This is a genomic window from Vibrio sp. YT-19(2023), assembly GCF_033337395.1.
The window spans coordinates 146,443-161,587 of the sequence record NZ_JAWOQN010000002.1 but is presented as its reverse complement, the minus strand read 5'-3'; the positions used below and the strand labels follow the sequence as shown (position 1 = coordinate 161,587).

The 15,145-nt window shown below is 44.0% G+C and carries 12 protein-coding genes; 7 read left to right on the top strand and 5 right to left on the bottom strand.

The window, feature by feature from the left end:
- Positions 1-333 precede the first annotated feature (333 nt).
- The 7 genes from malT to sstT all read left to right on the top strand — a co-directional run bounded on the left by malT (position 334) and on the right by sstT (position 9,057).
- Positions 334-3,042 carry an HTH-type transcriptional regulator MalT gene (malT, locus tag R7E78_RS02735; protein ID WP_005374834.1) on the top strand — a complete coding sequence of 903 codons (2,709 nt, stop codon included), beginning with the start codon at positions 334-336 and terminating at the stop codon, positions 3,040-3,042.
- Positions 3,043-3,621: 579 nt separating this feature from the next.
- Entirely contained in the window at positions 3,622-4,539 is a 918-nt protein-coding gene (locus tag R7E78_RS02730; RefSeq protein ID WP_031778872.1) for a DUF368 domain-containing protein, read from the top strand.
- 243 nt (positions 4,540-4,782) lie between these two features.
- Positions 4,783-5,208, top strand: a complete 426-nt coding sequence (locus tag R7E78_RS02725; protein WP_025768641.1) for a hypothetical protein — start codon at positions 4,783-4,785, stop codon at positions 5,206-5,208.
- A 9-nt stretch (positions 5,209-5,217) separates the two neighbouring features.
- Entirely contained in the window at positions 5,218-5,832 is a 615-nt protein-coding gene (locus tag R7E78_RS02720) for an SCO family protein (protein ID WP_042522188.1), read from the top strand.
- Positions 5,822-6,130, top strand: coding sequence for a PTS transporter subunit EIIB (locus R7E78_RS02715; protein ID WP_017634466.1), 309 nt, complete (start codon positions 5,822-5,824; stop codon positions 6,128-6,130). Before R7E78_RS02720 ends, R7E78_RS02715 begins: the two co-directional genes overlap by 11 nt.
- A gap of 276 nt (positions 6,131-6,406) precedes the next feature.
- Positions 6,407-7,483 carry a ribosome small subunit-dependent GTPase A gene (rsgA, locus tag R7E78_RS02710; RefSeq protein ID WP_130545717.1) on the top strand — a complete coding sequence of 359 codons (1,077 nt, stop codon included), beginning with the start codon at positions 6,407-6,409 and terminating at the stop codon, positions 7,481-7,483.
- A 356-nt stretch (positions 7,484-7,839) separates the two neighbouring features.
- The gene (gene sstT, locus R7E78_RS02705) at positions 7,840-9,057 is read left to right on the top strand and encodes a serine/threonine transporter SstT (protein ID WP_213869934.1); all 1,218 of its coding nucleotides are present in this window, start codon (positions 7,840-7,842) and stop codon (positions 9,055-9,057) included.
- 65 nt (positions 9,058-9,122) lie between these two features.
- On the opposite strand, the gene pdxY is transcribed toward sstT, so the two are convergent.
- From pdxY to R7E78_RS02680, 5 genes are all read right to left on the bottom strand, one after another.
- Complete coding sequence (gene pdxY / locus R7E78_RS02700; protein WP_054574874.1) at positions 9,123-9,992, bottom strand: pyridoxal kinase PdxY; 870 nt, start codon at positions 9,990-9,992, stop codon at positions 9,123-9,125.
- A 101-nt stretch (positions 9,993-10,093) separates the two neighbouring features.
- Positions 10,094-10,282, bottom strand: coding sequence for an AbrB/MazE/SpoVT family DNA-binding domain-containing protein (locus tag R7E78_RS02695; protein ID WP_031780908.1), 189 nt, complete (start codon positions 10,280-10,282; stop codon positions 10,094-10,096).
- Positions 10,283-10,429: 147 nt separating this feature from the next.
- Positions 10,430-11,740 (bottom strand): putrescine-ornithine antiporter, encoded by a 1,311-nt coding sequence (gene potE / locus R7E78_RS02690; RefSeq protein WP_053307967.1) that lies wholly within the window; start codon positions 11,738-11,740, stop codon positions 10,430-10,432.
- A gap of 61 nt (positions 11,741-11,801) precedes the next feature.
- Positions 11,802-13,982 (bottom strand): ornithine decarboxylase SpeF, encoded by a 2,181-nt coding sequence (gene speF / locus R7E78_RS02685; protein ID WP_318057620.1) that lies wholly within the window; start codon positions 13,980-13,982, stop codon positions 11,802-11,804.
- 410 nt (positions 13,983-14,392) lie between these two features.
- On the bottom strand, positions 14,393-14,839 hold the full coding sequence (locus tag R7E78_RS02680; RefSeq protein ID WP_005374797.1) for a helix-turn-helix transcriptional regulator: 447 nt from the start codon (positions 14,837-14,839) through the stop codon (positions 14,393-14,395).
- Positions 14,840-15,145: the final 306 nt, after the last annotated feature.

Here is a 15,145-nt window from a genome sequence, read left to right as displayed (position 1 = left end):
CATCAACCCTTGAGAATTAGGAAGTGGATCAAAGTAACGAACATTTCTGATGTCGTAACATCCCACTCAGCTCACAGGATTGTACGCTTTTTATACAAACTAGAATTAGGCGATGTGAGTTATTTCTAGTTTTCGCTAGCTTTTATATCTAAGTGACCGTATGGAATGGTTTTTCAGACGGACGCAAGCCCCAACAGTAGCGACATTATCCGGCATTCAAACAGTGTTTTTGATGCTGATGACATCATTCAGTAAGACGGCTTTCAAGGGGGCTTTACTAGAATGATCACGTTGCAGTCATTTGGGTATACATAAATAAGGACATAACTACTAATGTGGATTCCATCTAAGCTTACTCGACCAGGACGCCTGCACAATGCCATCGTGCGCCCACGAGTGTTGGACTTACTACAGCAAGCGCCTTACTACAAATTGGTTTTATTCCGATCCCCAGCAGGTTACGGAAAAACGACAATGGCAGCGCAGTGGCTATCCGATAAGCCAAACGTCGGTTGGTACAGCATTGATGACAGCGATAACGACGGCTTTCGCTTTGTAAACTATCTGCTTCAAGCATTAAACAAAGCCACCAACTTCAGTTGCGCTAACGCACAAAAACTGGCGGAAAAACGTCAGATCTCGTCTTTACGCTCCCTATTTAGCGAAGTGTTCGCTGAAATGGCTGACTTTCATCAAGAGTGCTACGTGGTGCTTGATGACTACCATTTAATCACGAATGATGAAATCCATGAATCCATGCGTTTCTTTTTAAAGCACATGCCAGACAACCTCACCGTTGTGGTAACCAGTCGTGCAGCGCCGCCTCTGGGCACTGCAAACTTACGTGTTCGTGATTTAATGATCGAAATCGGCAACGAGATGTTGGCGTTTGATACCGAAGAAACCACTCGCTTCTTTAACCAGCGTATCGCCGATGGTATTGATGAAGACATGGCGAACAGCCTAAGAACCTATGTTGAAGGTTGGCCATCGGCGATGCAGTTGATCGCATTACAAGCCCAACATCAAAACCGCACATTGGCGCAAACTGTAGAGTCGGTATCGCAGTTCAATCACGCGCACTTGTGGGATTACTTGGTCGAAGAAGTGTTTGACTTACTCGATCACGAAACTCGTCACTTTTTAATGCAAGTATCCGTGCTTGACCACTTCAATGATGAGCTAGTGTTTGCCCTTACCCAACGCGAAGACGCACTGGGAATGATTGAATCGCTTAACCGTTACGGCTTATTCATTTACCCGCTCGAAGGGGAACAGAACTGGTTCCGGTTCCATAACTTATTTGGCGAGTTTTTATCTCATGAGCGCCAAGCTCGTATTCCTCAGCAAGAAAAAGATCTCCACCGCAATGCTGCTATCGCTTGGTTACAACAAAAAGCACCACACCAAGCGATTCATCATGCACAAAAATCGAATGATAAGGACTTAGTGGTAGAGATCCTAAACGAATTCGGCTGGAAGATGTTTAACCAAGGCGAACTCAGCACACTGGAAAGCTCAATTAACAAGTTGGACGATGATCTGTTGTTCAGCCACCCAAAACTTACGATGCTCCGAGCATGGTTGGCTCAAAGTCAGCATCGTTATAACCAAGTGGGCCACCTGCTTGAAGAAGCGGAAGAGGAACACAAAAAGCGTAACATTGCGTTAGATATTCATTATCAAGGTCAAGCAAACGCGTTGCTTGCTCAAGTGGCTATCAACAGTAACCAGCCAGAAAAAGCTCTCGAATTAGCGGAGTTAGCGCTTAGCCAACTTGATAACACAATTTACCGTAGCCGAATTGTGGCGACTTCGGTTGTTGGTGAAGTTAACCACGTGCTAGGTAAACTAGACCGTGCTTTGCCAATGATGCAACAAACTGAAAAGCTAGCTCGTCAGTACCAGGTATATCACCAAGCGTTATGGGCAATATTGCAGCAAAGCGAGATTTTAATTGCACAAGGTTACGTGCAAGCTGCCTTTGAACTACAAGATTCCGCATTCCGTCTGATTGAAGATCAGCAGCTTCAGCATGTTCCTCTTCATGAATTTTTGCTGCGTATTCGCGCGCAAGTACTTTGGTGCTGGAACCGACTTGATGAAGCGGAAGAATGCGCGTACAAAGGTCTGCAAATTCTCGAAAACCATTCACCAAGCAAGCACTTACATAGCTATTCGATGTTGGCGCGTATTGCGATTGGACGCGGTGAATTAGACAAAGCCGGTAAATTCATTGAGCATATACAGCACTTGATGAAACAGTCGACTTACCACGTAGATTGGACTGCAAACGCTTCACTATCGTTGATTCTATTTTGGCAAGCGCGCGGGAATACCGATGCAATGCAAGAATGGCTCAACACTGCGGTTCGTCCTGAATCGGCATGCAACCACTTTTCTCAATTGCAATGGCGTAACATTGCCCGCGCCCACATTAACTTAGGCCAATATACCGACGCTCGTGCTGCGTTAGATTTCCTCCAAGGTGAAGCTCGTCGCACTAACCTAATCACAGATACTAATCGCAACTTAGTGGTTGAAGCGGTCCTTTCTGCTCGCCAAAAAGATGAGGAGCAAGCCAAGGCACTGTTAAAAGAAGCATTAGTAATGACGAACCAAACTGGCATGGTCGGAAACTTCCTGATTGATGGTGCAACCATTGGCGGTCTGCTGGAGAAGTTGAGCCTCCGCCATGAACTGGGCGATCTTGAGCGTCACCGTGCTCAACAGTTAATGAAGGACATTTCATCGAATCAACGTAGCCGGTCGATTCACTTTGATGAAGACTTTATTGAAAAGTTGGTGAATCACCCTAATGTGCCAGAGCTAGTACGTACCAGCCCATTAACACAACGCGAATGGCAGGTTCTGGGACTGATTTATTCAGGCTTTAGTAACGAGCAAATCGCACAAGAGCTGGATGTGGCAGGTACGACAATTAAAACCCACATTCGCAACCTGTACCAAAAGCTTAATATTGCTAATCGTAAAGAAGCCATTGTGACAGCTGAAAACTTGCTGCAGTTGATGGGATACTGAACTGCTCGATAAACGGGTTAAAACGTAAAGTAAAACACAAGGGTTGGCGTAACACGTCAGCCCTTTTTTATGACTGACAGTAAGAGAAGTGCAATTTGCAAAGCACGTAAGTAACGTTGTTCATATAAAAAAATAGCCAACCGCAATAATCGCGATTGGCTTATATTTAGTGTGAACAAATTGTATTCACTAACAACGTCAGTTGGCTAGGTGACCCTCGGCTTAAGAAGGGTCGAGCAGTATTATGCATTAATCATGCCAAAATGCAAAGACTTATTTTTTGGGCACAAGATCTCATATAGGCTGGATTTATTCACGCGCAAATTATCAAAATGCAATTTGATAATGCAAATTGCAATTGCATAATGCAACCAAGATTGATAATTGATAGTAGAGTTAATCATCTCAAAAATGTAAACCAAGCATTAAAAGCTCGTTACGGCGGCATTGTCTCTTGACGGGTAATAAAGATAGGCAATAGATTGGATATAAAACCAAGTAGTTACAGCACTATTTCATACTTTTTTCATCGCAATGTTTGTATACTCTCTGCCATCGAAACGACTTAGCATTAGAGCAATGAACTACTTAATTACTTTCTTCAAGGGAATCGCCATGGGTGCAGCAGATGTTGTACCTGGTGTATCTGGCGGCACCATCGCGTTTATCACTGGTATTTACGATACGCTGCTTGAAAGCATTCGACGCATTAACCCCTCACTTTTCTCTATCTGGCGAAAAGAAGGGGTTAAAGCCGCGTTTAATCACATCAACGGATTCTTCCTTATCGCTCTGTTTGCCGGCATTTTCACCAGTATTGCAACGCTAGCAAAGTTGATTACTTGGCTTCTTGACACACACCCGATCCCACTTTGGTCATTTTTCTTTGGTCTGATTTTGGTCTCTGTGTATCACATTATTCGTCAGGTTGAGCAACGCGATCTTGTCCGCTTTGTCATTCTGCTCGTTGGTGTCGGGTTTGCTTATAGTATTACTGTGCTCAAACCTTTACACATGGAACCAACGGCCATTAACACCTTATTCGCTGGAGCTATCGCGATTTGTGCAATGATCTTGCCGGGTATCTCTGGCAGTTTTATTTTGCTGCTGATTGGCATGTATGCTCCTGTATTAGCCGCAGTGAAAGGTTTTCAAGTCGATACATTAGCGCTATTTTTGTCTGGCTGCGTGATCGGTTTACTATCCTTCTCTCACTTATTGTCGTGGTTACTACGCAAGTTCCGTGATTTCACCCTGATGTTTTTGACTGGATTAATGATTGGTACGTTGCCAAAGATTTGGCCATGGAAAGAAACCATCACTTGGCGCACCAATTCGAAGGGCGAGCAAGTGCCATTGCTACAGCACAACCTATCACCATTTGAATTTGAACACGTGACATCACAACCTTCTCAGTTAGTACTTGCTGTCGTAATGATGCTTGCAGCCATTGCTCTGGTTTTGGGTCTAGAGAAATTCGCAGATTCAGATAAATAACTTTGGTATCAAACACATACTGAACCAAATAAAAACGGAGCCAATTGGCTCCGTTTTTATCTATTGGCTAAGGGCAAAACATCTCAATTGAAAACTCTGCTGTATTTGATGCAATAAAGTCCGTCGCGTTACTAGGAAGCTGGTCACCGAGGTATAACGCACAATTTACCGAGGTCACGAGTTGGCGAGCGGCGCATCTGTGCTACGATGCTCGTAATGTTAAGTGATAAATGCTGAACCTTAATGAAACTGTTACAAATCGCCGCTGTTTCAGCCGCATTAGTTGCGGGATTTTATGCCCCGACTCTAATAAAAAGCTTTTCTTCTTCCACTCAAAGCAAGTCAATAGATGAATACTGCTTTCTCTCTACAACCTCTTGCGTCCAAGAAAATGTTACGATGACGCTAAACTCAGAAACTGCTCAACCCTTGGTTCCTACCACTCTAAATGTTGAGTGGCATACAAGCGATGCTAAGCAACTCATCCTAAGTCTTTCAGGAAGAGAAATGGAGATGGGTGAGCCTAAGTTTTTGCTGAAGCAAATCGCTCCTGGCCAATATCAAGGTGACATCATTCTCCCGGTTTGCACGGAGGATGCAATGACTTGGGTTGGTGAACTCAGTGATGGAGAGAATACCGTTTACCCTGCTATAAAAATGCAAAGATAAGGAATCGTTATGAGCCGCAATTGGTCCCTATTTCTCGTAGCTGCTTTCGCACTCGGGTTTGGCGTAAAGAGCTATTTAGATAATCAGAAAACGAAGCCAGAGCAAGTGGACAGTTCCACCTCTCAACAAACGGTATTGTTTGGGGAAAATAACCAAGCCGTCAATATCTTCGATGTGAATGACCCTCGCATCCGAGTCGTCTATTTTGGCTTTACTCGCTGCCCAGACGTTTGCCCAACTTCTCTTGCAATGCTGGCAGGAGCACTGAATCAAATTGACGACGCGCAAAAAGCGCAACTACGCCCGATGTTCATTTCTTTGGACCCAGAGCGTGATGAGGCCGATGCATCAGCAAAATATGCCCATTACTTCCATCCAATGATTGAAGGCCTATCGGCACCACTTGATGTAACGACACCTTTGGCACACAACTATGGTGTCATTTTCCGCAAGACAGAATTGGAAGGCTCGGAACTAAAGTACACGCTGGATCATAGCTCTTACTTCTACTTCTTGAAGCCGGATGGCACGTTAATCACTAAAGTACCGCATACGCTCTCGCCGGCACCGATTGTTGAAGCCATTTCAAAACTAACGACCGAAGGCTCTTCAAATGACGGTTAAGTCAGCGCTGAAGCAATTTTTCAATTTCCTAACTCATACCAACCCCAATGTCGAACAAGACGTCGATACGATCATTGACGCCATTGGGGGCATAGAGAACCTGCTAGAAACTGGTGCATGTGCGACTCGGCTGCGTCTTACCCTCAGAGCGACGTCCGTCATCGATAAGAACGCACTCAAAAATCATGGCGCGCATGGAGTCGTGATATTGGATGATCGTCATGTCCAAATCATATACGGCTTAAAAGCCAACACGTATTCGCAGATTATGGAAGAGCGTATCACAAAACAAAGTTAATATTTTTGCAGTATAGCTACCCTCTTTAAAAAAGGGCGGCTATACTCTTTTGGCTTAATTAACTCACTTATTTATTAACCAACGAAGAGGACACAAGATGATTGTATTGAATAACACTAACTGGGCATCGCAAGGGTAACCCTAACAGCACCAACTCTGTGGCATAACCACAACTTCCCCTTCTCTGCCCGGTCTTCACCGGGGTCAACTCTATCCGAATTAGACCCTAATGCGATTTGTATTAAGGCGCTTTGTTGCGTCTGGGATAATTCAATAATGAATCAAACACATACTTTTTGTGACACATTAGTTTCAACTTCAAACCCTCTAAAACAATTGGGTTGGAAACCATTTTTTCAGCAACAACTGACACTAGACGATTACGACAACACTATCTTTACTCGTGTGATTGCGCACCACCGAAGTGGTTACTTATTGGCGACAGAAACTGGGCAAGTTCATCTTAATGCCCACCATTCTTTACCCAATATGACCGTCGGAGACTGGGTAATCTTAAACGAAGATCAGCAATTTGTTCGCTTACTGGATCGCTTGAGCCTCTTTAGCCGCAAAGCCGCTGGCAGCAAAGTGGCAGAGCAACTTATCGCAGCCAATGTGGATACAGTGTTTATCGTCTGTTCCCTTAACGACGACTTCAATTTAAGTCGTATTGAACGCTATCTTGCCTTGGCTCATGAAGCCGAAGTCGAACCCGTCATCGTGCTTTCCAAAGCCGATTTGTGTGACAATACTGATGAACTAAAAAGCCAAGTACAGAAGCTCGACCCTCTATTAGCTATAGAGACAGTCAACGGCTTAGAAATAGAGAGTGCTTCTAAACTCATGACCTGGTGCAAAGAAGGACAAACCCTCGCTTTTATCGGTTCTTCAGGCGTTGGCAAATCAACTCTTGTTAATGCATTACTCGGGCAACAAGAACAGGCAACTGGGCATATTCGTGAAGACGATAGCAAAGGGCGACATACAACTACATCGCGCTCTATCCATCTATTACCTGATGGCGGCATCTTGATTGATACTCCGGGAATGCGCGAGCTTCAACTAGCAGATTGTGAATCGGGGGTCAGTGAGGCATTTTCTGACATTGAGGCTCTCGCTCAGCGTTGTCGCTTTGGTGATTGCCAGCATCAAACTGAGCCGGGTTGCGCAATTCAAACTGCGATTGAAAATGGCAAACTGGAAGTTCGTCGTTTCAATAACTATCAAAAACTATTGCGAGAACAAGCCTTTAACGGTGCGACTTTGGCAGAGCAACGAGCTCAAAGTCGACAGTTCGGGAAACTCACTCGAAATGCCATGAGTGATAAGCGCAGGCGCCAACAAAGTTATTAATTTGTTGCGTTTGAGTTGTCAATAAAATCAAAGGAGACGAAAGTCTCCTTTTTAACAACTTTATTAAAAACCATTACTCATAACTAATGATAATTTTCAACATGAAAATCTTATTTAAATAACATTGAACAAACATTTAATCCAAAAACAAACTAAAACTAGACACAAAATATTACCAAGCTAAGATATGTGATATTCAGCAAGAAAATGGCTGAATTTATAAAAACAGGATAATTGATAATCATGTGTCTTAGTGACCAGAAGCAATGCTCACCCCTTGTAATATAAGGGCATTATCGCCGTGTAATGATGGACTATTGCCCTGCCACTCTGGCATAAATTTGCAGGAATGATGTATGCAACACAACAGCCTCGTTGCCCGATATGCTCGTGGTAACCTCGTCGTCCAGATCCTTGTCGGTATCGTCTTTGGTATTTTGCTCGCGACAATTTCTCCAAGCCATGCCGAAAGCGCGGGATTAATTGGTAGCCTTTTTGTCGGTGCGCTTAAAGCGATCGCGCCAATCCTTGTGTTTATTTTGGTTGCCGCTTCAATTGCAAACCAAAAGAAAAACCAACACACTTACATGCGCCCAATCGTTGTACTGTACCTGATGGGTACATTCTTCGCGGCGCTATCAGCAGTGGTTCTAAGCTTCCTTTTCCCGACCAATTTAACGCTTGTCACCGGCGCTGAAGGTGCAACGCCTCCTCAAGGTATTGCTGAAATTCTACGCACATTGTTGTTTAAACTGGTCGACAACCCAGTAAATGCACTAGTAGAAGCAAACTACATCGGCATTCTTGCTTGGGGTGTGGGTCTGGGTCTTGCACTACACCACGCATCGGCAACAACGAAGGCCGTATTTGAAGATCTAAGCCACAGCGTGTCTCACATTGTGCGCTTTATCATTCGTCTTGCACCATTTGGTATCTTTGGCTTGGTTGCTTCAACGTTTGCGACAACGGGCTTTAGCGCACTAGCAAGCTACGCACACCTTCTGGCGGTTCTTCTTGGCGCAATGATGATCATCGCACTCGTTGTAAACCCAGCGATCGTGTTCGCTAAAACCAAACAAAACCCTTACCCACTTGTATTCCGTTGTCTACGTGAAAGTGGTGTAACAGCGTTCTTCACTCGTTCAAGTGCAGCGAATATTCCAGTAAACATGGCACTATGTGAGAAGCTAAAACTGGACGAGGATACATACTCAGTATCTATTCCTCTAGGTGCGACCATCAACATGGCTGGTGCTGCAATCACTATCACAACACTAACGCTTGCAGCTGTGCACACTATGGGTATCGAAGTTGATCTACTGACTGCGCTACTGCTCAGTATTGTGGCTGCGGTTTCTGCATGCGGCGCATCAGGTGTTGCAGGTGGCTCTCTACTACTTATCCCACTTGCGTGTGGCCTGTTTGGTATCTCAAACGACGTAGCCATGCAGGTTGTAGCGGTTGGCTTCATTATCGGTGTGATTCAAGACTCTGCAGAAACTGCGCTAAACAGCTCAACAGACGTTGTCTTTACGGCAGCAGTTTGTAAATCAGAGCAGCAAAAAGCTCAGTAAGACTGACAGAACAAAGAGAAAGGGGAGCCGATGATGGCTCCCCTTTTTTGTTTAATTGCGCTCAATTACGCGGTGACCAAAGCCACCTCTTCAATTGAGAAATGCTTACTTGGCTCAACAAACTCTTGCTGCGCAGCAATAGTTTGCAGCTCCCATTCGCCTGCATGGTACGTTGCACTTAACACCCCGTAGCATGCGTCATGACAATGTTGGAAAGCTTGCTTGGGAGACCAGCCTTTTAAGAGTCCCGCGGTAAAGATAGCTGAAATAAGATCGCCCACGCCAACAGGTTGTTTAGCAAACTCAAATTGAGGACGCTTCGCAAGGTAAATGCCTTCTTGCGTAGCCAATAGCATGTTGAAGCTGCCATTTTCTAGGCAGTAAAGGTGCTTAACTAGCACCACTTTTGGACCTTTTTCTAGCGCACGTTGGCATGCGGTGATCGCATCGTCTAGTGAGTGGATTTCCATCTCAGAAAATTGACTTAGCTCGAATTGGTTCGGAACGATCACGTCCGCCATTGGCATCAAACGCGTTAGAAGATTTTCAGCAATGCCCGGAGCCACAATGCAGCCTTTGTCTGGCGCGCCCATTACAGGGTCGCAAACGTAAAGTGCGTTCGGGTTTGCTTGTTTCACTTTCGTCACGGTATCTTCAACAGCAAGGCACTGCTCTGCACTACCTTGGTAGCCCGTCAATACCGCTTGGCACTTTTCCAGCGCGCCGATGTTACCAAGTCCACGAACTAACTCGCTGATGTCTTCAGCCGCAAACGCTCGCCCAGTCCAGCCTTCTTGATACTGCGTGTGGTTAGAAAATTGAACGGTATGAATCGGCCATACTTCGAAACCCATGCGTTGCATTGGGAAAACGGCACTGCTGTTACCAGCATGACCAAAAGAAACATGAGATTGTATAGAGAGGATACCTTGCATAGTACCTTACCTCTTATTGTAGTTATCGATAGTTCAAAGACAGCGGCAAGCGCCAGTTTTGCGAAACCAGTAGTGTATCCGACAAACCAAGATTCTCTAACTCAATTCTCCTCAATATCTTCAGAGTAAGTTGGAACGTTGGTTTTCAACACCATCTTCTTAATTTCCATTTTGTCTTTATTCAGTGCGATTTCTAGGGTATCTCCTTCCCTTATCCCGAGCTGAGCCAGGATTACGCTTGGAATGACTACGGCGGTGTCGTCACCGATTTTAACAGGTTGACTTATCATCTTTCGTCCTCCAAATGTCGAAAATGAGTTTTCACGTCATTGGATGTCTAGCCTCAAATACATTAAGCTGACTTGGGTTTGGCGTAAATGCCTAAAAACAAAGAGCCTTCCACACCGCGTTTGGGAAGGCTCTTTTTGTATTATTTTTTAATTTGCTAAAGGCTCATGCTTCGCAGCAATCAGACCGTAAGCACTCCAGCCTAGAAAGGTTACGATAGAGCCCCACATCATCGCTTCGTAGCCGGAGCCGTAAAGCGCATAGAAGCTGTACAGAGAGCCAATCAGAGCGATAACGTTGGTGGTTTTCATCTCGCGCTCTGGCACATGCGCCACTTGCTGCATAATAAATATTGCACCCATACATAAAATGTAAGGAATAACGTTTGTTACTACCGCTAGGTTAACCAGTGCTTCGAACTGCTCGTTCAGCGTTGGAGAAATCGTCATTAGAGACAATACTGATTGGATGATAGTAATCGCGATCATACCTTTGATCGGTGTGCCGCGTTTGTCCACTTGAGAGAACAATTTAGGGAAGAAGCCCGCATCAGAAGACGATTTGAACACTGACGCGATAGTGAATTGCCAACCCAATAGAGAGCCCGCACAAGCCAATACCGCCATACCCGCAACCACTTTACCAGCAGCAGAACCTAGCATCACTGTCCATACGGTTGAGAATGGCGCTGTAGATGCAGCAAGCTCAGAGTTTGCAACGATACCAGAACAGATGTTTGTCGATACAATGTAAACCACAGCCGCGATTAGCGTACCGCCTAGCACTGCGATTGGTACGTTCTTCTCTGGGTTTTCTACGGCTTCAGAGTTCGCACAGGCCGATTCAAGACCAAGGAATGCCCATAGAGTCATCGCAATAGAAGCACTCACAGCTTCACCAAATGGTAGGTGGTGTGGGTTCCAAGCTTCAATGTACATGGTTGGGTTAAACCAGAACCAACCAACAATACCCAATGAACACACTGGTAGGATTACGCCCCACACGGTGAATGTACCAATTTGACCTGTGATTTTCGCACCACCGAAGTTCGCGAAAGTACAAATCCAAAGAATGGCGATGGTGTACAAACAGGTTTCGACCGGAGATAGGGTCACTTCAAAGAATGCGGAGCCGTAACCCACACAAGTAATCGCGATCGCAATGTTCGCAATAAGGAGCGACAAACCGTAAGTCCAGCCCGCCATAAATGCACCCGATTTACCGAATGCATAAGACGCGTAACCGTTCATACCGCCGTCACGTTTACTAAAACGACCACATTTTGCAAACACGTAAGCCAACGCCAAAGAGCCCGCCGCCGTGATCAGCCAAGACAACACAGAAATGGTGCCCACTTGCGCCAGTTTACTTGGCAGCATGATGATGCCGGAGCCGGCCATGTTGATGAATGTCAGAATGGTTAACTGCACCACCGACATTTTTTTAGTTTCAGTACTCATAAATTATTCTCCACGAATAAGCGGTTCGCACCGACGCCGGAGCGTGGTGCGAACGGGTAGATTAATCTTTTAGGACATAACAATGTGCGGTAGTGCGACCGTTAACATCTTCAAGGTACACACCTTGAATTTCTGGCGCGAAGCCTGGGAAGCGGTTGATGCCTTCTTCTAGAGATAGGAAGTAATCCACCACCTGTTGAGTCCAGACTTCACCAGTGATCACACAGATAATACCTGGAGGATAAGGAAGTGCACCTTCAGCGGCTACGCGGCCCACGGCCTCTTTAAGTGGTAGGTAATTGCATTCACCACGGAAGTATTTGCGTGTTGCTACGTCAGGTTTGTGAACCATTTGTGGGAAGTACTCGCTGCGGAACATCGCTTTTTGTAACTGTTTCACGTTCAGCTCTTTGTACATGTCATGCATTTCCTGACATAGCTGACGGATGGTGTAGCCACGGTAGCGTTCTTTATTCGCTTCGTAGACGCTTGGAAGTACGATACTTAAAGGGGCATCATCACGGATGAATTTTTCGAATCGGTTAATTTGAGCCACAAGGTGACGGATCTTACCCATATCTTCCGCAGGAGTGAGTAGGAACAAGATAGAGTTCAAGTCGCACTTTTCAGGGATGATGCCATTTTCACGAAGGAAGTTCGCTAAAAGCGTTGCAGGAATACCAAAGTCTGCGTAGCTGCCATCTTCAGCAATACCTGCTGTGGTTAGTAGCAATTTACATGGGTCAACGAAGTATTGACCTTCACCGTACCCCTCGAATTTGTGCCAGCTTGCGTTTGGCTCAAACATGAAGAATTTCTTGTTCGTTGCGATCACGTCAGTGTCGTAGCTGCCCCAAGGTTGGCCTTCGACTTCATCTGGAATGAACGGACGAATCAATTCACAACTCTTAAGGATTTCTTTACGCGCTTCGATACCTGTCTTAACCGCATCGCGCCATAAACGCAGACCTGCTTTGCCGTCGTGGATCTTCGCGTTCACATCAAGCGCAGAGAACAGTGCGTAGAATGGTGAAGTCGATGCGTGCATCATAAACGCGTTGTTAAAGCGTTTGTGGTTACAGTAACGAGCTTGACCTTTGATATGGCGGTCTTTTTTGTGGATTTGCGATGTTTGAGAGAAGCCAGCTTGTTGTTTGTGAACAGACTGAGTCACGATCACACCTGCGTCTTCTGGTTTCAAATCCAGCAGCAGTGGTGAACAGTCTTTCATCATAGGGATGAACTGCTCATAACCAACCCACGCAGAGTCAAACAGGATGTAGTCACAAAGGTGACCTATCTTATCCATTACGTAGCGAGCGTTGTAGATAGTACCGTCGTAAGTACCAAGCTGGATAATAGCAAGACGGAAAGGACGTTCATCGCGTGCACGTTCTGGGTCCACTTTCGCGATTTGAGCACGAATGTATTCTTCATCGAAACAGTGTTCATCCATACCACCGATAAAGCCCCAAGGGTTACGCGCCGTTTCTAAGTAAACTGGCATACCACCCGCTTGGATTAACGCACCGTGGTGGTTCGATTTGTGGTTGTTACGGTCGAACAGTACCAAATCACCTTCAGTTACCAGCGCGTTACAGACTACTTTGTTTGAAGCAGAAGTGCCGTTAAGTACGAAGTAAGTTTTGTCCGCGTTAAATACTTTTGCAGCGTGCGCCTGCGCTTGATGTGCAGAACCTTCGTGGATCAGCAAGTCACCTAAATCCACGTCCGCATTACACAAGTCACTACGGAACAGGTTTTCGCCGAAGAAATCGTAGAACTGTTTACCAGCTGGGTGTTTTTTGAAGAACTGACCACCTTGGTGTCCCGGACAGTCAAACGCTGAGTTACCCATCTCAACATAGTGCGTTAATTGCTTGAAGAAAGGAGGAAGCAGACGACATTCGTACTTGGTTACTGCTTCGTTGATTTGACGACAGTAGTACTCTATAGATTGTCTTTCTAAATCGATAACGCCAGTTAGCCAAACGTAATCTTCTGCCGAAACTGGGTTTTCATCCGTTACTAAGAAAACTGGAATACCGTAACCCGTTTCGGAAATCATTTTATGCAGACCTGCTTTAATGTCTGCTGAAGTAATAATAGCCGCACCAACGTCGGTTAATTCAACTTGCTCTAAAGGTTGTAAATGACGATTAAATTGTTCATCTAAAGATTCAGCTAATAAACTGAAGTCTTCTGGCATGTAATTACTAACACCTATAATTAAACTTTTCATTTGGAATATCTCTTTTTTGTTCTTTAAAATTGACAAGTGCAGATATTACAAACGAAAACGATATTTAAAATTCAAAAAACAAATTTCGTGATTAAATTTTCACATTTAAAAGACTTATTTCCTCGAATTAAAATTTCGCGACCTTCATCACTTTCCAATTGATAGTCCAATGATATTGAAACCAGAATTAAAAGGAAAAATAATTAAAAATTGTGTGACCACAACCATTATTGTTAGAAATAAAATATCAAGAAAATAATTTTTTGAGATTTCCATCACTATATAATTATTAGGACTATATTATTAGGAATGATAAATATTTTAATTTTAACTAAATTTAAACACATAATAAAAAAGCCATCAACACATGTATTGATGGCTTTTTACTTTAGGTGCAAAGGAAACACAATTCAATTAAATAAATGACTATCTAGTTTGACTCCATCATTCGACCATTGCTGATAACGTTTTACAGACATGCCTGACGAGTACATAGTGTGTTTACAATCCATGCACTCGACAAAATACAAGCCACTCATGCCAGCCATAACGTGCAGTCTACGGCTATCGCAACGCTTACAGGACAAGCGTTTTACTTTGGTATTGACGTCAATACGACGAGCAAAGTTTAACGTTTCATGAGAACATAAAGCATCAACAGCACTATCTTTAAATGGATGTTCACTCAACAAGTAATTAATGGCGTAATCATACACCGGGGGGATTGAAGATTTTCCACTTTCAATATTACTTATTTTAGCGACGGAAACACCTAATAAAGAAGCGAACTCAGCCTTACTGTACTCTAAGATAAACCTTGAAGAGATAAATTTATCTGCACTAATGATTCTCAACATACACAAATCTCTAATATAAATAAAAACAGAGATAAACAATTACCTCTATTTATTATGAAGCATGTAATGAAAAAGTTACTTCCTAGTGTAATTCTGCATGTTAACTATGCTATTTTATTTTTACGTTATCTTGCGACTAATTAATCATAAAATCAATAATCGACACCTAAATATAAAAGAACAATTTAAGATTTATAATACATTTTTTAATTTACATTATTAGATAAAGTAATGAGTACTATTCACCTATAAATCGGGGCATCAAGTATTGCTCTTCAATCATTATTACTATCAATTGAAAAGTCT